The sequence below is a fragment of the Arthrobacter sp. 10L424 genome (assembly GCF_056395325.1).
On the sequence record NZ_JBFTJH010000001.1, the window covers coordinates 634461 to 656749 of the forward strand.

The window sequence follows — 22289 nt, forward strand, 5'->3', positions numbered from 1 at the left end:
GGCCTCCCGCAGGCAACCGCGCGGGCGGAATCTTGTCACGTGGCGATTTTCAGGGAGCTCCGTGACACCGGCCGTGGTGGAAGCGCCAGCGGCTGGGCTGATCCCGGCGCCGCAGCCAACGCCGGGGCCGGGTCCAAAGGCAAGAGAACCCCGACCCGCGCAGCCCGTGGGCTGAGGAGAGCTGTAGACCCCGACCTGGCACCGCCGGCAACGGCTGCGGCCAGACACCGTGGTGGCTACCGCCGCCCGTTGTCACGGCTGGCGGACGGGGCCGCGGCCGCCGTGGCCGAAGTGCTGGCACTCGCCGCGCCGGTGGACTGCGTCTGTTGCGGGGCTGAAGACCTTGCGCTCTGCGGCGGCTGCGAACGGCAAGTCCGGCAGCTGATGCGCACACCGTTCCGGGCGGAAGCGCGGGCCCCGGCCCTCATGGACGTGGACGGCTCGGTGCTGCTGCCGGTCGTGGCCGCCGGTGCCTACCGCGCGGAGCTGGCCCTCGCGGTGCTGTCCTTCAAGAAGCACGGCCAGGGACAGCTCGCGGAGGTCCTGTCAACGGGCCTGGCCCGGGCCATACGGGCTGCCGCCGGGGAGGCGCCTGGGGTGCTGCTCGTACCCGTGCCAACGAGCGGAAGCGCCTTTCGGCGGAGGGGCTTCAGTCCCGTCCATGTGTTGCTGGGCGGCCTGGGACCACTCCGCGCAGCGGGAGCCGGCGGGCAATCCGGCCTGTCCACCGTCCACGCTCTCCACAAGACGGGGCTGCGGGCCCGCAGGGGGCCGGCCGGGCGAGGAGCCCCGGGGCCGGCGCCGGGGTCCCCTTACGGTCTCCCCGGGTTCCGGGGACAGCCCGGCGGACAAAAGGGGCTGGGCCGCGGGGACCGGGCGCAACGGGTGCGGGGATCCATGCGGGTACGTCGCGGGCTCTTCGCTCCGGGCGTAAACGGGCGGCCGTGCATCATTGTTGACGACGTGCTCACCACGGGCGCCACGTTGGCCGAGGCTGCCCGGGCGTTGCGGGCGGCCGGAGCGCTGGTGACGGGCGCCGTCGTCCTCGCCGCGACACGCCCGCCCGGCACGCGCGACTTCGGCGCAGCCGGCCCCGCGATGGCAGGGAAGCGGCCCGTCAATGAAAAAAATAAACCAAAAAAGGATGAATAAGAGGTTGCTATGAACTAACGTCGAAGATGGGTACCAAGAACAGATGTACCTGTCGATAGCGGCTCGGAAAGGGGCTCGACTGTCAGTCAGAACAGCCCCAGGAAGTGCCGCCGTCGTGTCACCGAAGTCATTTGGAGGGCACCATGGAGTTCATGATCAGCGGACGCAATTTGACGGTCTCGGACCGGTTCCGCGAGTACGCCGACGAGAAGATCTCAAAGATCACGTCGCTGGGGGACAAAGTCCAGAGGGTGGACGCGAAGGTTTCCAAGGAGACCAAGGCCCGGCAGACAGATGAGATGCTTACGGTTGAGCTGACCGTCCTGGGCCGGGGCCCCGTCATTCGGGCCGAAGCCAGCGCCGCCGACAAGTTCGCCGCGTTCGATCTTGCCTACAACAAGCTTCTTGAACGCCTGCGCCGGGCGAAGGACCGCAAGAAGGTCCACCACGGCCGGCACACCCCCAAGTCCGTCACCGAAGCGACGGCAACCCTCGAGCCCGCGAGCACCCGCGAGCCCATATACGAAGAGGCGAACCATTGGCTTGAGCCCAAGGAGGCTCCCGCTGAAAAATCGCCCTATGAGGTCGAGAACGATATCCCGGCCGGAGACTCGCCCGTGCTCATCCGCCGGAAGGTCTTTCCCGCATCATCCCTCACGCTCGACGACGCCGTCGACAACATGGAGCTCGTGGGGCACGACTTCTACCTCTTCGTGGACAAGGAGACTAAAGCGCCGTCCGTCGTGTACCGCCGGGACGGGTGGACGTATGGAGTGATCTCCCTTGACCAGACCTGCGAGCCCGGGGCGGCTGCGCTGGAAGAGAAGATCCTCGCTTACCGGTCCGAGGATGAGCCGGCCACCGCATAAGCTGGTGCTGACCATCCGACGAAAGGACTGACGTGCAGGAATTGCTGAGCCTCAAGCAGGCCCGGCGGATCGCATTGGCAGCCCAGGGATTGGACAAGGTACGGCCCGCCGGACCCGTGACTGCACGGGCGGTGGGCCGTACTTTTGCCCGTCTCCAGCTGGTCCAGATCGACTCGGTCAACGTGCTGTCGCGAAGCCACTACCTGCCGTTCTTCTCCCGTCTTGGGAACTACGACCGCGCCATCCTTCAACGGATGGCCGGCACCCACCCGCGCCGCATGATGGAGTACTGGGCTCACGAGGCCAGCTTCATCCGGCCCGACCACTTCCAGGACCTGGTCCTGTGGCAGAGCCGGAAATGGGTGGGGGCGCATGCCATGGACCCCGAGCTGCGCAGCGGCGTTGCCGAGCGGGTGCTCGAGGCGCTGGCAGCCGGCCGGCCGATGACCGCCGCCGAACTCACCGCCCGGCTGGGCCACGTTGAGGACCGGCCGCAGGACAACTGGGGGTGGAACTGGAACGCGGTCAAGCGGGTCCTGGAGCATCTCTTCGAAGCCGGACTCATTTCGGCCGCGTCCCGCACGGACTCCTTTGAACGGCGCTACACCCTTACCGCCAAGGTCCTCCCCGCCAGGCCGGACGCAGATCCCGACGCAGCCGCCGCAGTAGACACCGGGCAGGAGCCGGCGGCAGCGCTGGTCCGCCTGATCGACGCCGCCGCCAGGGCCCATGGGATCGGCACGCTGCGGTGTTTCGCTGATTACTTCCGGACGCCCATGCGTGCGTCCGCCATTGCCGTGGAACACCTCGTTGACGCCGGCAGGCTCCAGCCGGTCACCGTGACCGGCTGGAACAAACCCGTCTTCCGGCACGTCGAGGCCAAGCTCCCGCGCACGGCCACGGGCCGTGCGCTGCTGAGCCCTTTCGACTCGCTGGTCTTCGAGCGGCGTCGGCTCGAGGACTTGTTCGGTTTCCATTACCGCATCGAGATCTACACGCCGGAGCCGAAGCGCCGGTTTGGCTACTACGTGCTGCCGTTCCTCCTGCGCGACGGGATCGTGGCCCGCGTCGACCTCAAGGCCGACCGGGCCAACGGCCTCCTGCTGGCCCGGGCTGCGCACGCGGAGCCGGGCGCCCCGGCCGACACCGCCGTCGAACTCGCCGCGGAACTGCAGCTCATGGCAGAGTGGCTGGAACTGGACCGGATTGTTGTGTCCCCGAAAGGGGACCTGGCGCCGTCACTCGCGGACGCCGTGTCCGGCGCGGGAAGCGGTGTATCCGCTCTGAGGGAACAGGCGTAACCGGCGCTGCGTCTCTCCCGTAGACTAAACACGCCAGAATTCGGCAGCTTGAGACTGGGAGCAACTTCACGTGGCATCACTTATCGAAAAACTTCTCCGCACGGGTGATAAAAAGACCCTGAGGCAACTGCGGAACTATGCCGATTCCATCAATGCCCTGGAAAGCTCCTTCCAGACCTTCACCGACGCCGAACTGCGCGAAGAGACCGACCGTCTCCGCGCACGCCACGTTGACGGCGAGAAGCTCAACGACCTGCTGCCAGAGGCGTTCGCCGCCGTCCGCGAAGCCTCCTCGCGCACCCTTGGCCTGCGCCACTTCGATGTCCAGCTGATGGGCGGCGCCGCCCTGCACCTGGGCAACATTTCCGAAATGAAGACCGGTGAAGGCAAGACGCTGGTGGCCACCGCTCCGGCCTACCTCAACGCACTGGCCGGCAACGGCGTGCACGTCATTACCGTGAACGACTATCTGGCGGAGTACCAGTCGGACCTCATGGGCCGTGTCTACCGGTTCCTTGGACTGACCAGCGGCTGCATCCTTTCCAACCAGGACCCCGCCGTGCGCCGCGAACAGTACGCCGCTGACATCACCTACGGCACCAACAACGAATTCGGCTTCGACTACCTGCGCGACAACATGGCGTGGGACAAGTCGGAGCTTGTCCAGCGCGGCCACAACTTCGCCATCGTCGATGAGGTCGACTCCATCCTCATCGATGAGGCACGTACGCCGCTCATCATCTCCGGCCCGGCGCAGGGCGACACCAACCGCTGGTACAGCGAGTTCGCCAAGGTCGTCACGCGGCTCAAGCCCGAGGATGACTACGAAGTCGACGAAAAGAAGCGCACCGTCGGCGTGCTCGAGGCAGGCATCGAGAAGGTCGAGGACTACCTCGGCATCCACAACCTGTACGAGTCCGCCAACACCCCTTTGATCGGCTTCCTCAACAACGCCATCAAGGCCAAGGAACTCTTCAAGCGGGACAAGGACTACGTCATCCTCGACGGCGAGGTGCTCATCGTTGACGAGCACACCGGCCGCATCCTCGCGGGCCGGCGCTATAACGAGGGCATGCACCAGGCGATCGAGGCCAAGGAAGGCGTCGAGATCAAGGCCGAGAACCAGACCCTGGCCACGGTCACGCTGCAGAACTACTTCCGCATGTACGACAAGCTGGCCGGCATGACCGGCACCGCCGAGACCGAAGCCGCCGAGTTCATGAGCACGTACAAGCTCGGCGTCGTTGCCATCCCCACCAACCGCGACATGACGCGCATGGACCAGGCGGACCTCGTCTACAAGAACGAGGCCGTCAAGTTCGACGCCGTCGTCAAGGATATTGCGGAGCGGCACGCAAAGGGCCAGCCGGTTCTCGTCGGCACCACCAGCGTCGAGAAGAGCGAGTACCTCTCCAGGCTGCTGGCCAAGGAGGGCGTCCGGCACGAGGTCCTCAACGCCAAGAACCACGCCCGTGAAGCCGCGATCGTGGCACAGGCCGGCCGCAAGGACGCCGTGACCGTTGCAACCAACATGGCAGGCCGCGGCACCGACATCATGCTTGGCGGCAACGCCGAGTTCACCGCCGTCGCCGAGCTCGCCAAGCGCGGGCTGGACCCGGAAGAGAACTCCGAAGAATACGAAGCTGCCTGGCCGGCAGCCTTCGAGGCCGCCAAGCAGTCCGTAAAGGACGAGCACGAGGAAGTCCTCAACCTCGGCGGACTGTACGTGCTGGGCACCGAACGGCACGAATCACGCCGCATCGACAACCAGTTGCGCGGCCGCTCCGGCCGCCAGGGCGACCCCGGCGAGTCCCGCTTCTACCTGTCCCTGACCGACGACCTCATGCGCCTGTTCAATTCCGGCGCGGCAGAACGGCTGATGAACAGCTCGGTGCCGGACGACGTCGCGCTCGAATCCAAGCTGGTCTCGCGTGCCATCGCCTCGGCCCAGGGCCAGGTGGAGGGCCGCAACGCCGAACAGCGCAAGAACGTCCTCAAGTACGATGACGTCCTGAACCGCCAGCGCGAAGCCATCTACGGCGACCGCCGCCGTATCCTCGAAGGCGATGACCTGCACGAAAAGGTCCAGTACTTCCTGGAAGACACCATCACCGCGTTCATCGACGGAGCCACCGCCGAGGGCACCGGCGATGACTGGGACTTCAACCTGCTGTGGTCCAACCTCAAGACCCTCTACCCGGTCAGTGTCACCCCTCGCGACCTCATCGACGAGGCCGGCGGCAAGTCGCGGATCACCGTGGACTTCCTCAAGGAAGAGATCCTCTCCGACGCGCGGCTGGTCTACCAGGCCCGCGAAGAAGCCATCGGACAGGAGAGCATGCGCGAGCTCGAGCGCCGCGTTGTCCTCTCAGTGATCGGGCGCAAATGGCAGGAACACCTCTATGAGATGGACTACCTCAAGGAAGGCATCGGCCTGCGCGCCATGGCCCAGCGCGACCCCCTGGTGGAATACCAGCGCGAGGGCTTCATTATGTTCCAGTCCATGATGGAGGCCATCCGGGAGGAAAGCGTCGGCTTCCTGTTCAACCTGGAGGTTGAGGTGACCCCGGCCGAAGACGTGGTGGTCGCAGACGCCGCAGGCGGACACACAGAACATCATGAGCCGCAGATCCGGGCCGCAGGACTGGAAGCGCCGGAAAAGCCGGCCCAGCTGCAGTACACGGCCCCCGGTGAGGACGGTTCGGCCCAGACGCGTGTCGAGGCCAAGGCTTCCGGCCGGTCCGGAAACCCGGCCAAGGCCGCGGCGCAGGATGCCCCGCGCCGCGCGAACAAGAAGAAGCGGCGCTAGCTGATCTACTGCTGGCTGTCCCGCCGCGGCCAGAACTGACGGCGCCGCAATAGCTGCGGCAACGAAAGAGGACCGGAACGTGTTCCGGTCCTCTTTCGTTGCCGCTCTCTCCTCCTTCCGTCGCTGCAGCCGGTGGCCCCAGCCTGCTTTCCGGTAACAGTGCGCGGTGGCTGTCAGCCGATTTCCAGGACCGTGACGCGCCAGGCAAGCCTGCTGCGTTCCAGCCTCAGCGCCACGGCCCGGACGCGCAGCTCCTCGACCACGACGGCGCTGGCCTCATAGACATCCGCGGACACCCGGCAGGCCCGGACCGAGCGGACGGAGGGGTTGCGGTGCAGCCGTCCCGCGGTTGGCGACGCCCCGCACGGCACCCTGCGGGTCAGCGCGGCACGGTGCTGCAGGGCAGCAAGGCAGCGCTCGTCGAGCCGGCGGGCGAGCTGCTGCGCCGGCCGGATGCCGGCCAGCACCTCGATGGCCGCCTGAACCGTGCTCCGGGAAATCGCACAGATCTCCCGGGTTTCATCGGCAACCCGAACCAGCGGCGCCGATGGCCCAGACGTGTCGGGTGCTGCGCCCCCTGCGACCAGACGCAAGGGCGAAGCATTGGCTGCGTGGTCTTGCGCGGCGGCGCGGGGGCTGGTCATGGCGCTCATGAGACTTCCTTTTGCTGGGGGACGGGGGCTGTTGGGGGACCGCTGTGGTTCTTTTCGATGCTGGTGGTTTCGGCGGTGTGTCAGGGCCCGGGCGGAATCCTCAGTACCTGGCCCGGCCGCAGGAAGTGGGGGTTGGCTCCGATGACGTCCCTGTTGGCCTGGTAAAGCCGGGGCCAGTCCAGGGCTATGTCGACGTCGGAGGCGAACGGCCCCAGCCTGGCCGCGGACAGGCTCCACAGCGAATCCCCGGGGCGCACCGTCACCTCTGTTCCCTCGCCCGCGGGCTGCTGAAGGCGAAGCGGCCGGCCGGTCAACGGACCGGGTTCGATGACCGGGTTGAGTGGCCGCCATTGCGGATGGACGGCAACCGAAGTGCCGGGCGGAACGGCAGGCTGAACGGCGGGCGGCGTAGGCGCCGGCGTCGGGGTCCACCCTGCGGATGCGGCCGCGGGTGCGGAAGCCGCCGGGCCCTGCCCCGGCGGCAAGGTGGACGCAGTGGCGAGCGGTGCTGTGAGCAGTTGGAGTCCGACGGCAGCCAAGGCGAGGCGGCGTATAAACGCGGGGGCGAATTTTTCCGCAGCCGAAGCGGCGCGGACCTTCCCGGACCGTTCCAGCAGGGCCGCCGCGACGGCAATGGCAAATGACATGGCCCACCAGACAGTCACGATGAGTCCGGTCGTGTTCGCCACAACGCCGAGTTGGTCTTCGAACCCGGGGGACTCGTGGCGGGCCGTCGAGGAGCCCCACCGCTGGACAGCCAGGCCTCCCGTTCCGGCGAGGAACAGTCCCATCAGCAGGATGGCTGTTGCCATGGCCGCGTCAGCGGAAATCACTCGGCGGCACGGGTACGTCGGGAGTTCTGCAGTTCTCATGTTCAGGCCGCCTCACATTGGAGTGGTTCAATTACATGGTGTTTGATGCTGTTTGATGCACTTAGATGCAGTTTGCACTCTAAGTGGCCGATTTGTCTATAGCTGCTTCGAAAAGGTGCGGTTGACCGCAAGGAAGGGCTCGCCTACGCTGGCGCCATGCGCTGGGATGCCCTCTTTGCCGATCTGGAGACCCAGATGGCCGCCGGGGAGCGCCTGGATCTCGATGCCGAAATCGCGGAGCGGACGCGGACGGAGGAGGCCTCGGTGGAGCTCGCGGACCGGCTTCGCGGCTCGCTGGGACGGCTGATTATGGTCCAGCTCGCGTCCGGATCGACGTTCGAGGGGACCTTGAGCCACGCGGGAAGCCAGGCGATGGTGCTGGACGAACCACGGCACCAGGTGTTGGTTCCCTATGCCTCCGCGGTCCGTTACGTCGGGCTCTCCCGGCTGGCCGTAACCGAGCCTTCCAAGGTCCGGCAAGGACTTGGCCTGGCCAACGCCCTGCGCGGCCTTGCCCGGGACCGCGCCGGCCTGGGCGTCCTGACCGCGGGCGGCCTAACGGGCGAAACGACGCTCTTCGGTGTGATTGACCGGGTCGGGCGTGACTACCTTGATCTGGCGGTCACCGGGGAGGGCGAGGAGCGCCGGGCGGCCAACGTGCGGCAGGTGGCGACCATTCCGTTCGCGGCGCTGGCCGGAATCAGGTCGGCGCTGACTGCCGGCTAGCTGGCGCCCGGCCGGTAGGCGGGTGCCGGATACGGCATGGCTGCCGCGCTCGGCACATGCCGCTCAGCGGGACTTGGACTTGGCTTCTTCGATCATCCGGCTGGCTTCCGCATACCGCTCTTCGATGTACTGCTCGAGCATCTTCTCCTCGACGCGCCACTGGCCGCGTCCGCCCACCTGAATGGCCTTGAGCTCGCCGCTGCGTACCAGCGCGTAGGCGGCCGGGGCATTGATCTGGAGCTGTTCTGCGACGTCGGCGAGGGTAAGGAATCGGGGCATGGCACCATTTTGCCACCGATGAGTCCATCTGAGGCTGTTATCCACAGTTTGCACTTCTTTGTTCCTGAGGCTTCCCGTCGGGGCACGAAGGCGAAACAATGATGGTGCCCGGCCGGATTCGGGCGGCGACTACAGGGGAGCGGGCGCATGAGTGTGAGCACGGTGGCTGGCGGGGCGAGGCTGAAGAAACCATCCTGGAAAGATCCCAAGCTCATCGTTGGCATCCTGCTCGTCCTGGCCTCCGTCGCAGGGGTCACGTCCCTGGTCGGGGCCGCGGATCAAACCGCCGAGGCGTACACCGCGCGGGAAGCGATCGCAGTGGGCGAAAAGCTGACGGTGGATAAGCTGAACCGCGTCAAGGTCCGCCTTGGCGACCTTGAGCAGCACTATCTGACGCCGGCGACCGGAGTGGCTGACGGGCTCGTGGCTGCCCAGAGAATCGGCAAGGACCAGCTGGTGCCGCGCGAGAGCTTCGGGCAGCCGGACGGGCTGGGCCGGAAGCCGGTCGCGGTCACCATTGACGAGACACTGCCGGCCCAGGCAGTTGCGGGTTCCCGGGTGGACGTCTGGGTGGCGCTGCCCGATGCCCGGAACGGATTCAGCCAGCCCACCCTGCTGTTGCCCGGCGCGGAAATCGCCCAGATCACTCCGGGCAGCACTGCCCTGGGCTCGGCACGGTCCACAGTCGTTATGGTGCTTGTTGCGGACGGGCAGATGCCTGATCTGCTGGGGGCGCAGGCCAACAAGGCAAAGATCTCCGTTGTCTGGAACCCGGGTGGGGCAGGCCGATGAGCATCCCCGTCGTCACGGTCGGAGACTCGCGCGAAGACCTGGTGGGCCGGCTGGAGCGGCTCCACGGGCCGGTATCAGTTGTGCGGCGGTGCCACGAACTGGCAGAGCTGCTGGCCGCCTGCCAGGGCGGGCTGGCCCGTGCCGCCGTCGTCGCGGAGGGCAGCGAGGACCTGACGGCGTCGCTGGTTGACCGGCTGTCCGCCGTCGGCGTCGCGGTCGTTGCACTTACGGACAATCCGGATGAAAACGTCCGGCTCCGGGGGATCGGCGTGGCCGCCGAAGGAACTGGAGTCGACGCCGCCGCCCTTGCCAACCGCATAGCGGGGGCTGTCGCACTGCTCGCCGGGACTGACCCGCTCCGGCAGACCGACACTCCCGGCCAGGCGGGCGCGGGCACTGAGCCCGGGCCGTCCGGCGGCCCAGCCGAGGGACGGCCGGAGCGATCCGCCGAGGGGCAGATCATTGCGGTGTGGGGGCCCGCCGGTTCGCCTGGCCGGACCATGCTCGCGGCCAACATGGCGGCAGAACTCGCAGCCGGCGGAAAGTCGGTGCTCTTGGTGGACGCCGACAGTTATGGTGCCAGCGTCGCCGCCATGCTCGGGCTGCTGGACGAGGCGGCCGGGCTCGCGCAGGCGTGCCGTCTGGCGGACCATGGCCTCCTCGACGCGGAGGCTCTGCTCAGGATTGCGGCACCGGTGGTCACGAGATCAGGGACCTTCCGGGTGCTGACCGGCATCACCCGTGCGGACCGCTGGACTGAACTCCGCGCCGCGGCGCTTTCGCTGGTGCTTGCCCGGGCCCGGCAAATCGTTGATGTCACTGTCATCGACACCGGTTTTTGCCTTGAATCCGACGAAGAGCTGAGCTTCGACACCATGGCGCCGCGCCGGAACGCCGCGACGCTGAGGAGCCTCGAACTCGCTGACACGGTGTTCGCCGTGGGGGCGGCGGACTCGATCGGCGTCCCGAGGCTGGTCCGTGGCCTCGCAGAGCTTGAATCGGCCGTCCCGCAGGCGTCCCCGCGGGTGGTCCTGAACAAGGTGCGGCAGTCCGCGGTGGGCCGATCCCCGGAGCGGCAACTCCGCGATGCGTGGGAGCGGTACGGCCCCACCGTCCCCATCTTTGCGTTCCTGCCGGCCGATCCGGTCTCGAGCGATGCGGCGCTGCTCTCGGGATCGCTCCTGCTGGAGGCCGCACCGGATTCTCCACTGCGGAGGGGTATCGCCGAGCTGGCTTGTGCACCCGTCCAGCGAAACCGCAGATCCTCTGTATTTTCTTCCACAGCGAAGCTTCGGCTAAAGGGCTAGGCTCGCCATGAGGGCCGCAACGAAGCGGCCGTGAACTTTTTGATGGAGGCGTTTGTCGATGTCGTCTGGGTCCAGCGTGGAGGATCACCCCGTTTCGATCGGTGCCGGAGAAGGCTACCTGAGGGACTACTACGAGCACCTTGCCGAAGAGGACGCTCGCGCGTATCCCGGGGAGTTGCTGGCAGAACGGGCAGAGACGCACCGCCGCACGGCGGCGCACCGGTTCCCAGGCGCCGCCAGCATCACCATCGCCGACGAAGCGGACCGCAGCGTCGTCTACATCGTCACCGACGACATGCCCTTCCTCGTTGACTCGGTCAACGCCGAACTGGTCCGGCAGAGTGCCCCCATCCGCCTGGTGATGCATCCCCTGTTCGTCGTAACCCGCAACCGCGAAAGCGGTGAACTCGTGAAGGTCGCGCGCGTCCCCTCGCACCTGGGCATCTCGAGCGGCGACACGGCAGCGATGCCCAACCTTTCGCACCTGATCGCCCAGGGGGACAACGCCTCGCACATGGAGTCGTGGATCGCCGTCGAAATCGACCTCGTGGACGACGCGAAGCGCGCGGCGCTGATGGAGGGCATCGGGCGCGTGCTCGACGGCGTGCGCGCCGCCGTCGAAGACTGGCCGAAGATGCGGCACCGGGCGCTTCAGATCGCCGAGGACCTCGACAAACTGGCCAATCCCGCGCAGATCGCCGAACTCCGCCAGGCCCAGGAACTGCTCCGCTGGCTGGATGACGGGAACTTCACGTTCCTCGGCTACCGCGAGTACGACCTCAAAAACGAATCCGGCGAAGATGTGCTGGAACCCCGGGAAGAGAGCGGACTCGGACTGCTGCGGGGAGGAACCGACACCCCGCACCAGATCCAGCACCTCACGGAAACCGGCAGGAAAAAAGCCCGCGAAAAGCGCGCGCTCGTCATCACCAAGGCCAACTCCCGCTCCACCGTGCACCGCTCGGCCTACCTCGACTACATCGGTGTCAAGAGCTTCGATGCGGCCGGCAACGTCAACGGCGAACGCCGCTTCATCGGGCTCTTCGCCACCACCGCGTACGCCGGATCCGTCCGTGACATCCCGGTGGTCCGCGAAAAGGTCGCCGCGGTCTTGAGCGATGCCGGCTTCCCGCCGGATTCCCACTCCGGCAAGGACCTGCTGGGCATCCTCGAGACCTACCCCCGCGACGAGCTCTTCCAGATCGAAATCCCCGATCTGGCCGCCATTGCAACGGGCATCCAGCGGCTGCAGGAGCGGCGCCGGACCCGGCTGTTCCTCCGGCCGGACATCTATGGCCGTTTCATGTCCGCCCTCGTCTACCTCCCGCGGGACCGGTACACCACCAACGTGCGCCTGCGCATCGAGGAGGAGCTTCGCGAGACCTTCGATGCCGTTTCAATCGACTACGAGGCGCGGATGACGGAATCCGCGCTGGCCCGGCTTTTCTTCCGGATCAGGCTTCCAAAGAACGCCGACGTCAGCAACATCAACAGCGACGAGCTTGAGAAGCGGCTGGTCCGCGCGGCCCGCTCGTGGAGCGAGGGCATCGCGGAGGTCCTGCACGCCCGTGCCGACGGCGACGGCGGCACCGAGGACGACGGCGCCAAGGAGCGTGCCGCCATGTGGGCGGAGGCCTTCCCCGCGACCTACCGCGTCGACTACGAAGTGGAGGATGCCCTGGAGGACATCGCCCGCTTCGAGAAGTACGGTGCCGGCGCCGGGGAGGCCGAGGAAACCGGAAAGGAACAGCCCGGTGTCCATGTCTACCTCCCCGAAGGCGCCGGAGCTACGCTGGAAGAGGACGCACGCGTCAAGCTCTACATGCTCGAACCCAAGAGCCTGAGCCAGATCCTGCCCTACTTCCACAACCTGGGCCTGGAAGTCCTGGACGAACGCCCGTTCGAGATCGAAACGGCGGACCAACGTGACTTCTTCCTCTACGATCTGGGCCTGAAATACCCGGCCGGGGTGGACCCCCTCAAGACCGGGCAGCTGCTCGCGGACTCGTTCGGCGCCGCGGTCTCCGGTGAGGTGGAATCGGACAGCTTCGACCGACTGGTGCTGCGCGAGGGGATGCACTGGCGCCAGGTCGTCGTGCTGCGCGCCTACGCCAAGTACATGCGGCAGATGGGCAACACGAACTCCTACGGATTCCTGGCCGACACCCTGCTGGCCAACCCTGACGTCAACCGCGGACTCATCGCGTTGTTCGAGGCCCGCTTCGATCCCTCACTCAGTGAGGACGAGCGCAGGCTCCGGCAAAAGGAGGTCCTCGGCGGACTGGACGCAGCCATCGAACAGGTCGCGACCCTCGACGCGGACCGCGTGCTTCGCACGTTCAAGAACCTGATCCAGGCGACGCTGCGGACCAACTACTACCAGAACAAGCCGCACCTCAGTTTCAAGCTGAACCCGTCTGCGATTGACGGACTGCCGTTCCCCACGCCGATGTTCGAGATCTGGGTCTACTCGCCCCGCGTCGAGGGTGTTCACCTGCGCTTCGGCAAGGTGGCCCGCGGCGGACTGCGCTGGTCTGACCGCCGCGAGGATTTCCGCACGGAAATCCTCGGCCTGGTCAAGGCCCAGACCGTCAAGAACGCCGTGATCGTGCCCACCGGTGCCAAGGGCGGGTTCTACGCCAAGCAACTCCCGGACCCCGCGGCGGACCGCAGCGCCTGGATGGCGGAGGGCGTCGAAAGCTACAAGACGTTCATCCGCGGCCTCCTGGACGTCACCGACAACCTCATCACGACGCCGGAGGGCGAGCAGCTCGTGCCGCCGGCCGACGTCGTGCGGCACGACGACGACGATTCCTACCTCGTCGTCGCGGCCGACAAGGGCACGGCATCGTTCTCCGACATCGCCAACGGCCTGGCCGCGGAATATGGTTTCTGGCTTGGGGATGCCTTCGCCTCCGGCGGCTCCGTCGGCTACGACCACAAGGCCATGGGCATCACCGCCCGCGGTGCCTGGGAATCGGTCAAGCGCCACTTCAGCGAGCTGGACCTGGACACGCAGACCGAGCCGTTCACGGTGGTCGGCGTCGGCGACATGTCAGGGGACGTGTTCGGCAACGGCATGCTGCTCTCGAAGCACATCCGGCTCCTCGCGGCCTTTGACCACCGGCATATCTTCCTCGATCCCACCCCGGATGAGGCCGTTTCCTTCGCCGAGCGCCAGCGGCTCTTCGAACTGCCCCGTTCCTCGTGGGACGACTACAACAAGGCACTGATCAGCGAAGGCGGCGGCGTGTTTGCCCGCCAGGCGAAATCCATCCCGGTTTCGGACCAGGTCAGGTCCGCCCTCGGGCTGCCCGACGGGACCACACGGCTCAGCCCGCCCGAACTGCTGCGTGCGATCCTGCTTGCGCCGGCCGACCTGCTGTACAACGGCGGAATCGGCACCTACGTCAAGGCCGGCACGGAAACGAATGCCGAAGTGGGCGACAAGGCCAATGACTCCATCCGCGTCGACGGCCGCGAGCTGCGCGTGAAGGTGGTCGGTGAAGGCGGCAACCTGGGCATGACCCAGCGGGGCCGCATCGAGGCGGCACTCCAGGGGGTCATCCTCAACACCGACGCGATCGACAACTCCGCCGGGGTGGACTGCTCCGACCACGAGGTCAACATCAAGATCTTCGTGGACCGGATGGTCGCCGCCGGGAAGCTGGATCCTGCGGAGCGTTCGGAGTTCCTTGCCTCGATGACCGATGAAGTCGGCCGACTGGTGCTGGAGGACAACATCGACCAGAACATCCTGCTGCTCAATGACCGGATGCGGGTTTCCGAATGGAGCCCCAGCTACGAACGCCTGATGGACTGGCTGGAGAAGCGCGCCGATCTGAAGCGTGAGCTGGAAGCCCTGCCGACGACCGAGACGCTGCGTGAGCGGCTGGAACAGGGCCAGGGCCTGACCTCGCCCGAGCTGTCCGTGCTGGCCGCCTACGCCAAGATCGAACTCGCCTCGGCGCTCCGGGACAGCGACCTGGCCGACGACCCGTGGTTCCGTGCCACGCTGCGTGCCTACTTCCCGCAACAGCTGCGGGACAGGTTCGACGCCGAACTGGACACACACCCGCTGCGGCGCGAAATCATCGCGACGGTGGTGGCCAACGACATGATCAACCTCGGCGGCATCACCTTCGCGTTCCGCGCCATGGAGGAAACCTCGGCCACGGAAGCCGCGGTCGCCAAGGCGTTCGTGGCCCTCCGCGAGGTCTACGAACTCGACATCATGGTCAAGGAACTCAACGAACTGCCGGCGTCGTTCCCGACCGAACACTGGAGCACCGTCCACCTGGACGTCCGGCGGCTCCTGGACCGCGCCGTCCGGTGGCTCCTCGGCCAGGGCTCGACGTCCCGTCCCATCGCCGACATTGTGGCGGAATTCAAGCCGCTCATGGACCCCATGCGGGCCCGGCTGCTGGACTACCTCCGCGGCGACGACCGCGCGCGCGTGGCCGAATGGCTGGAGAAGGCGCGCAGCTGGGACCTTCCCGAGGACCTGGCGCACCGCTGGGCGGAGCTGTTCGAGAGCTTCGTGCTCCTGGATATCGCCAAGATCGTCCATGTCAGCCCGGAATCCGTGGCCGACATTGCGCACGTGTACTACACGGTGTTCAACCGCTTCCACGCGGATTCCCTGCTCGAACGCATCACCAAGCTGCCGAGGGCGGACCGCTGGCAGGCCCTGGCCCGCGCGGCCCTGCGGGATGATCTCTACTCCACCGTCTCCGACATGACGACGGCGGTCCTGGAGAGTACTCCGGCCGGAACTCCGGCGGAGGAGCGGCTGGCGGCCTGGGAGAGCCAGAATGTGGAGCAGCTCGGCCGGGCGAAGTCCATGTTTGACGAGGTCAATGCCCTCGAGGCCGATGACATGGCCTCGCTGTCGGTAGCATTGAGGCTCTTGAGGTCAATCGTTCGACGCTAGGGGCTGCCGCCCCCGGCGTCGCAAATGGAGGTGCTGTGGCAATCTTTACGGACCCTATCAGGGAGCATGCTGATTTCGGGCCGGGGGATGCCGAATGGCTGCACCTCCTTGTCGGCGACTGGCAGATGGTCGCGGACCTTGCGTTCGCCGACCTGGCGCTGTGGTTCCCGCACCCTGAGTTCGGTTACGTGGCGCTGGCCCACGTCCGCCCCTCCACCACGCACACGGTGTTCCATGCCGACTTCGTGGGGGAGGGGATCAGGTCGGACCTGCTGCCGCTGGTCGGCAAGGCGTGGGAGAGCCGCACGATCGAGCGCTCCAACGAGACCAACTGGAGCAGTGACATGGCCCTCCGGGTCGAGGCCGTACCCATGGTCCGCAACGGCCGGACGCTGGCCATCGTCACGACCCACATGGACCTTTCCAGCTCCCGGATGCCGTCCCGGCTTGAGCTGACCTACCGGCAATGCGCCTACGATCTGCTGAGGATGGGCACCCTCGGGCTCTGGCCCGACTTCGCCTCGCCCACCGGCTCCCGTCGCGGCGCGCCCCGCGTCGGCGACGGCCTCATCAGGCTCGACGCCGAGGGGATCGTCCAGTACGCGAGCCCCAACGGGGTCTCCGCGTTCCGCCGGCTCGGCGACGGCGAGTCGCTCGAGGGCAGGAGCCTGGCCGAGGTCACGGCGGGACTGCTGAAAGACCGCCGCATGGTGGATGAGACCCTCCCGCTCGTTGTGACGGGACGCATGCCATGGCGCAGTGAAATCGAGTCCCGCGGGGTCAGCCTGTCGCTGCGGGCCATTCCCCTCCGGGACGAACAGCAGCGCTTCGGGGCCCTGGTGCTGTGCCGTGATGTCTCCGAGCTGCGGCGGCGGGAGATGGAACTCGTGACAAAGGACGCCACGATCCGCGAGATCCACCACCGGGTGAAGAACAATCTGCAGACCGTCGCTGCGCTGCTGCGGATGCAGTCACGGCGCATGGTCAGCGACGAGGCCAAGCAGGGACTCGAGCAGGCAATGCGACGGGTGGCCACGATTGCCCTCGTGCATGAGACGCTCTCCCAGGGCCTGACCCAGAGCGTCGACTTCGATGAGCTCATCGGCCGCCAGTTCCGCCTCTCGGCTGAAGTGGCGTCCCCGTCGCAGCAGGTGAAAACGGCCCGCTCGGGACTCTTCGGCGAGCTGCCGAGTGACTTTGCCACCCCGCTGGCCCTGGTGATCAACGAGCTGGTGACGAACGCCGTCGAGCATGGTCTGGAGGGCCGGACCGGAACCGTCTGGCTGATCGCCGACCGCTCTGAAAGCGAGGACGGCGAGGAGCTGCTCACCGTGACCGTCGCGGACGACGGCGTCGGCATCCCGGCCACGCCGTATGTGGAGGGACTGGGCCTGCAGATCGTGCGCACCCTGGTGACGAGCGAACTGGGCGGGAGCATTCAGTGGAAAGCCAGGGAGGGCGGCGGAACCGCTGTCCAGATTGTCCTGAGCCTGGCTAAACGGTAACCGTTGGCCGGCGGCGGGCCGGTTCATTGAACTCGCCCGTCCGGCCGGCGGCACGCCCCGGCGGCCGTTAAACGGCAAATGGCCGCAGACGGAGGTCTGCGGCCATTGCTGTCCTGCCGCTGAATACGGCGTCAGGAACTTGGTCTTTAGGAGGCGCGGCGGGCGCGGGCCGCACGGCGCTTCAGGGCGCGGCGTTCGTCTTCGCTCATGCCGCCCCAGACGCCGGCGTCCTGGCCGGACTCCAGCGCCCACTGGAGGCAGGTGTCGACAACGGGGCATCGACGGCAAACACTTTTGGCTTCCTCGATCTGCAGGAGGGCGGGGCCGGTATTTCCTACGGGGAAGAAAAGCTCCGGGTCCTTGTCAAGGCACGCTGCGCGGTTACGCCAATCCATGCTGATCAGTCACTCCATTTCCTGGGCACTCGTTAAATGCCTTTGTGAAACTATTCACTAGAGGCTTCATAAGAAAGGGGCCCTCTGGGGCCCCCTCGGTCATCTGGTTTAAGCGTGTCATGTTAACGCTGCGTAAACAAGGGATAACCCGCTTCAATATGCCTCGGGATCGTGAGCGATGCATCACATTCGCTGGCGGCGCCCTCACATCTAGACGACTATGTCCGGTACTGTGCCAGTGTGTCAAGAGCTCCTGAAAACCCCTCCGAACCTGCCGCGAACGGCGATGGTCTTCCCCCAGGTGTCCCTGCCGGCGATCCCGGCGCCGGCCTTCCCACACGGCCCTCAGGCATCCTGGTGATTGCGGTCGTCGTCGCGCTGGAAGCGTCAGCGCTGCTGGTGGCGGCCATCTGGTACGGAAGCCAACTGCTGACCGGCGCCCCGGTACTCTCCTTCTGGGGCGCGGTGTTCACGCTGGGGCTCCTGCTGGCCTTCTCCGCCTGGCTCTTTGCGGTTGCCACCTTCCTGTTCCGCGGATACCGGTGGCCGCGTGCGGGCGCACTCGTTGCTCAGCTTTTTACGCTCACCATCGGCTTTCCAACGCTGACGGGCGGGTTCCCCCTGGCGGGTCTGGCCATGCTCGTACCGGCGGTAATCGCCATCGTGCTGCTGTTTGACAAGCGTGTCATCGCCTTCGCGTCGCGGGCAGGCGGGGCACCGCCGGCCCTGTAGCCGCGGATTCACGGTCCCCTGTCGCTGCCATCTGCCGCAGGATCGAACGCCAACTGCACCATCTGCGACCGGCCGTCCGATATCACGACCGCGCGCCCCGGAGGAGGGTTCGGCTCAAGATCGAAACGGACGCCAAACAGCTCTCCGTCCAGAGGGCTGCGCGGGGCGATCAGGACGCCCCGAACCTGGCTGGCCGCGCTCAGAACCAGGGGAACCCGTTGCCGGATGCCCGGGCTGTAGACGGCGGTGAGGACCACCCGCCAGCCGAGCCTGTTGAGCAGAAGCAGCCGGCTGTTGGCTTCGGGCGACTGCAGATCGAGGTCGTCCGCCAGGAGTATCGCTGCCGGGTCCAGGGCGCCGGAGCTTGCCGCTTCATGGAGCCCCGCCCAGTACTGCTCCGCGTCCTCCTCCGCGTGGGCGCGGAGCCAACTGGCCCCCGGATTGAGGCCTGGCAGGGCAGTCAGCAGCGAACTCTTGCCGGAGGAATGGCCGCCGAGGACGGCGAGGACATCGCCCTGATGCAGTGGTAGGCCCGCCGGCAGCATGTCGTCGCCTCCGACGCCAAGGCACACGTGGCCGGGCGGGGGAGCAGGGCACGATAGGCGGGAGTGGACTTCGGCGACCGTGAGCAGCCGGGGAAGTGGCTCGACGCGGAACGGCCGGGTCCGCGGGGCAACGGTCCCTGCCAGCGCAGCAGGGGAGGCGGGCCCGAACAGCTGTCCCACATGCCCCGACGGAGAGGACGCCGGGGACATCGGCCCAAAAACCACCACCCCGCCGGAAGCGGCGTCAAAGACTGGCAACCGGGGCCAGCCGAGCCTCCCCTCCTCCGTCGATCCGGCGGGCAGGAAGATCCGGTTGGGAACGGCAGCGAAGAACCTGGCGCTCACAAGCTCGCGTTCGCCCGCGGCAAGCACCGTTATTCCCGCCCTGGCGCCGTCGCGGACGAGGTCCTGGACGAGGTCTTCGGCCCAGGCCAGGGGGCCGGACCGGAACGCCGACATCCAGGAGCCCCAGCCGCACAGTGCGAGGACCAGGTCAGGTGGGCCGGCCGTGGGCGCCGCGCCCAGTCGCCGGGTCATTTCTTCCGAGAGCCGTTCCAGAACCCGCGCGGCCCGGCGGAGTTCGTGCAGCCCCACGACTGCGCCGACCCGCGGCGCCTTGGCCGCTTCGGTGAATGAACCGGCGGCATCAAGGAGATAGAGATGCGATTCCTCCTCGCAGCTAAGGAGTTGCCCGAGGATGAGCCCCAGGACGGCGTCGGCGCCGCCATTGCTGCCCGCGATCAATCCCAGATGACCGTGTGCGGCCGGAAGCCAGCCAAACTCGGCGACGCGCTGCTCTTCGGGAAGGTCCAACAGCCCCAGCCGGGTCCCGTCGCGGATCCCGTCCGCGGGAAACGGCAGATTCCTGGGGAGGGACTCTGCGACGGGACGGCGTGGCGGGCTGCCGCCGGCCGCCTCCCACAGGGCGGATACTGTTTCCGTCAGCCGAGCCATAGCCCCGGCAGATTGCGGGGCGGTGCTGCCCGCCGAGCCTGATGAGCCGGCCGGCGGGCGGTTGAGGAATTCCATTGCCTCCATCACCGCGGGGCGGCGGGTCGTGTCCTGGACGGGCGAAGTGACCGTGGCCGACTGGAACTCCTCCGGCGCTTCGTTGCCGCGGACCAGGTAGGCCCGGCCCGGTCTGGTGATCGGGATGGCGGCGGCCAGACGGGAATTGATGATGTCAACGGACTCCATCTCGGATTGGACCCGCAAGGCGACGCAGCTGGTGACGTTTGCGCGGATATCGGCGGACACGGCGCCCTGGGGACGCTGGGTTGCCATGATGAGGTGTATTCCGAGGGAACGGCCAATGGCGGCAATCCGCATCAGTTCAGCCAGGGCGGCAGGGGCCTCATCGACCAGCATCCTGAATTCATCGATGATGATGACCAGATGAGGCATCAACGGCCTGGCCGGATGAGCAGATTCGTAAGCTATGAGATCGGCGGCCCGAAACTCGGCGAGGAGTTCCTCCCGGCGGCGAACTTCCGTGCGCAGGGAGACGAGAGCGCGGGCTACTTCATTGGTGTCGAGGTCGGTGAGGAGCCCAACGCAGTGGGCTAGGCCGGCCAGGGGCCGCAGACCGGCGCCGCCCTTGAAATCTATGAACAGCAAATTGACTCGGCCGGGTGGATGGGCGGCTGCCAACGCAGCGGCCAGGGTCCGGAGGAATTCCGACTTGCCTGACCCCGTGGTGCCCGCCACGAGGAAGTGGGGGCCGTCAGCCTGGAGGTCCAGCCGCAGGGGACCGGAGCTTCCGACGCCGACCACCACCGGAAGGCCACCCGCTGAGGCGGACTCTGTCCAGCGCTGGGAAATGTCCCGCGCTGAGAACGGGACAAGCCCACCGAGCGAAGAGGCCGGGGGGATGCCCGTCCGTGGGACTGACGATGGAACTCCGGCTCCCAAGCGGCGGCAGTTGCGGTCGAAGACGCCGGCCGGAACGAGGTCAGGCGTGAACTCCAGCGAGGAGCGGGCTGATGAAAGCTTTCCGGTGCGGGCATTGAGAACGATGGATGACTCTGCACCTGCGCCCGGATCGCCGGCGCAGTCGATTACTTGCCAGCCGCGGCTGACTGCCACGGCGCGCAGCGCGGACGTTCCGGCGGCTTTGACGATGATCAGTACCCCGCTCTCGGGGCCCCCGTCCGGGCCGGCCACCAGGGTTGCCAGAGTGGCGGCTTCCTGCGTGGAGAGAGTCGCGGCTGCAAGGAAGCGCGCGGCAAGGAGAGACGGGATCGGGCCATGAATGAGAATCCTGGTCCGCCGGGCAGCGGGGTAGCAGGCGAGCTGCAGCACAAGAGATCGCAGGAGGCCCGCCACAGCAGCTTCCGGGCCACGAACGGTCGTTACGGTGGTTCCGGGATCCAGCGTCACGGGCATCATTCCGAGTACCGGTGGGCGAAAGCCGGCGTCGGGCGGCTCCAACCGGATGTTCGCGCATTGTTGTGCCTCTCCGAGGCGCAGCCATACGGGCCCTGTGCCGGCAGAGGCCGCCACAACAGGGTCAGGCCCGGCAAAGGAGCCCCGCAGGGACAGCTCTCCTGCAGACGGTGCGGCCCGCTGCCGTCGGTCCATGTCCTCAATCGCCGCCGCGGCGACGACAGCCTTTAACTCCCGGCGCTGCCGTCTGCCCAAGACAACGGGCACCAGGACCGAAACCGCTGACACAGCCGTGAACGCCAGGAAGATCCACATTCCCGTTCCGACCGCCAGTCCGGCCCCGATTGCCAGCGGAAGGGCCGCCGCCAGCATCAAGGCAGCCCTGTTGCTGTTCGCCGCGGGGTTGCTGACTACCAACGGTTCCGAGGCGTCGGAACCCGCAGAACTCTGGACTCCGGGGGCCAAGGCGCCGCAGAAAACCAGGGACATCGACGAACCGCCGCACCGGATCATGGCGTCTGACGAGAGGGCCGCAGCCTGCACTCTTTTTCCGTTGACGCTGATCCCGTTGGCACTCCCAAGATCGAGCAGGGTGACGGCGGAGTCGGAGACATCCAGCTCCGCATGCTCGCGGGACAATTCCGTGTCCGGGATGTCGATCTCCGTGCCACTGCGTCCGATCCGGAACCTCCCGCGCCGTAGGGGGACCACCAGGCCGGCACCCGGCCCGCTGTGCACGGCAAGGACCAGGCGTGCCGTATCCGGGGCAGCGGCAGTCACTGCGCCGTCAATCAGAACTGCGCCGTCCACCAAGACGGCGCCGTCGACGAGGGGGCGCTCGCCGACAATGAACGCGGCGACCGGGACCCGGTCCACGGTCAGCTCCCGGGTCCCGTAGCGACGGGCGATCGCCGCCTGAAGTTCCACTCCGGAACACATGGCTGGCAGTTCGATGGACAGCTCCACCGGCCCGGCCGCGAGTGCGGATCCCGGCGCCGGAACGAGAGTGCAGTGCAGCATCATCGGCTGGGGGT

At 67.1% G+C, this 22289-nt stretch carries 15 protein-coding genes; 10 read left to right on the plus strand and 5 right to left on the minus strand.

What is annotated here, in order from left to right; translation table 11 throughout:
- Nucleotides 1-39: 39 nt before the first annotated feature.
- From AC1DC5_RS02970 to secA, 4 genes are all read left to right on the plus strand, one after another.
- Nucleotides 40-1152 carry a ComF family protein gene (locus AC1DC5_RS02970; RefSeq protein WP_476864121.1) on the plus strand — a complete coding sequence of 371 codons (1113 nt, stop codon included), beginning with the start codon at nt 40-42 and terminating at the stop codon, nt 1150-1152.
- Between the two features lie 143 nt (nt 1153-1295).
- The gene (hpf, locus tag AC1DC5_RS02975; RefSeq protein ID WP_441404559.1) at nt 1296-2021 is read left to right on the plus strand and encodes a ribosome hibernation-promoting factor, HPF/YfiA family; all 726 of its coding nucleotides are present in this window, start codon (nt 1296-1298) and stop codon (nt 2019-2021) included.
- Between the two features lie 32 nt (nt 2022-2053).
- Nucleotides 2054-3322, plus strand: a complete 1269-nt coding sequence (locus AC1DC5_RS02980; RefSeq protein ID WP_476864122.1) for a winged helix-turn-helix domain-containing protein — start codon at nt 2054-2056, stop codon at nt 3320-3322.
- Nucleotides 3323-3392: 70 nt separating this feature from the next.
- On the plus strand, nt 3393-6131 hold the full coding sequence (secA, locus tag AC1DC5_RS02985; RefSeq protein ID WP_476864123.1) for a preprotein translocase subunit SecA: 2739 nt from the start codon (nt 3393-3395) through the stop codon (nt 6129-6131).
- Between the two features lie 173 nt (nt 6132-6304).
- Here the strand turns inward: secA and AC1DC5_RS02990 are convergent, their stop codons facing one another.
- Both AC1DC5_RS02990 and AC1DC5_RS02995 read right to left on the minus strand, forming a co-directional pair.
- Nucleotides 6305-6784: an Rv3235 family protein gene (locus tag AC1DC5_RS02990; protein ID WP_476864124.1), complete on the minus strand. Its 480-nt coding sequence runs from the start codon at nt 6782-6784 to the stop codon at nt 6305-6307.
- Between the two features lie 80 nt (nt 6785-6864).
- Complete coding sequence (locus AC1DC5_RS02995; RefSeq protein WP_476864125.1) at nt 6865-7656, minus strand: LysM peptidoglycan-binding domain-containing protein; 792 nt, start codon at nt 7654-7656, stop codon at nt 6865-6867.
- Between the two features lie 156 nt (nt 7657-7812).
- Here AC1DC5_RS02995 and AC1DC5_RS03000 point away from each other — a divergent pair, with 156 nt between their 5' ends.
- Nucleotides 7813-8382 carry a hypothetical protein gene (locus AC1DC5_RS03000; protein WP_476864126.1) on the plus strand — a complete coding sequence of 190 codons (570 nt, stop codon included), beginning with the start codon at nt 7813-7815 and terminating at the stop codon, nt 8380-8382.
- A gap of 63 nt (nt 8383-8445) precedes the next feature.
- Here AC1DC5_RS03000 and AC1DC5_RS03005 read toward each other — a convergent pair whose 3' ends face one another.
- Nucleotides 8446-8661, minus strand: coding sequence for a helix-turn-helix domain-containing protein (locus tag AC1DC5_RS03005; protein ID WP_224047050.1), 216 nt, complete (start codon nt 8659-8661; stop codon nt 8446-8448).
- A gap of 147 nt (nt 8662-8808) precedes the next feature.
- On the opposite strand from AC1DC5_RS03005, the gene AC1DC5_RS03010 reads away from it, so the two are divergent.
- From AC1DC5_RS03010 to AC1DC5_RS03025, 4 genes are read left to right on the plus strand one after another with little or no spacing between them, the layout of a single operon-like run.
- Nucleotides 8809-9453, plus strand: a complete 645-nt coding sequence (locus AC1DC5_RS03010; protein WP_476864127.1) for a CpaB family protein — start codon at nt 8809-8811, stop codon at nt 9451-9453.
- The gene (locus AC1DC5_RS03015) at nt 9450-10760 is read left to right on the plus strand and encodes a CpaE/TadZ family protein (protein WP_476864128.1); all 1311 of its coding nucleotides are present in this window, start codon (nt 9450-9452) and stop codon (nt 10758-10760) included. Before AC1DC5_RS03010 ends, AC1DC5_RS03015 begins: the two co-directional genes overlap by 4 nt.
- A 58-nt stretch (nt 10761-10818) precedes the next feature.
- Nucleotides 10819-15693 carry an NAD-glutamate dehydrogenase gene (locus AC1DC5_RS03020; protein WP_476864129.1) on the plus strand — a complete coding sequence of 1625 codons (4875 nt, stop codon included), beginning with the start codon at nt 10819-10821 and terminating at the stop codon, nt 15691-15693.
- 35 nt (nt 15694-15728) lie between these two features.
- The gene (locus AC1DC5_RS03025; protein ID WP_476864130.1) at nt 15729-17198 is read left to right on the plus strand and encodes a sensor histidine kinase; all 1470 of its coding nucleotides are present in this window, start codon (nt 15729-15731) and stop codon (nt 17196-17198) included.
- A gap of 146 nt (nt 17199-17344) precedes the next feature.
- On the opposite strand, the gene AC1DC5_RS03030 is transcribed toward AC1DC5_RS03025, so the two are convergent.
- Complete coding sequence (locus tag AC1DC5_RS03030; protein WP_003804966.1) at nt 17345-17593, minus strand: WhiB family transcriptional regulator; 249 nt, start codon at nt 17591-17593, stop codon at nt 17345-17347.
- A 240-nt stretch (nt 17594-17833) separates the two neighbouring features.
- On the opposite strand from AC1DC5_RS03030, the gene AC1DC5_RS03035 reads away from it, so the two are divergent.
- Entirely contained in the window at nt 17834-18325 is a 492-nt protein-coding gene (locus AC1DC5_RS03035) for a hypothetical protein (RefSeq protein ID WP_476864131.1), read from the plus strand.
- Between the two features lie 8 nt (nt 18326-18333).
- On the opposite strand, the gene AC1DC5_RS03040 is transcribed toward AC1DC5_RS03035, so the two are convergent.
- Nucleotides 18334-22278 carry an FtsK/SpoIIIE domain-containing protein gene (locus AC1DC5_RS03040; RefSeq protein ID WP_476864132.1) on the minus strand — a complete coding sequence of 1315 codons (3945 nt, stop codon included), beginning with the start codon at nt 22276-22278 and terminating at the stop codon, nt 18334-18336.
- Nucleotides 22279-22289: the final 11 nt, after the last annotated feature.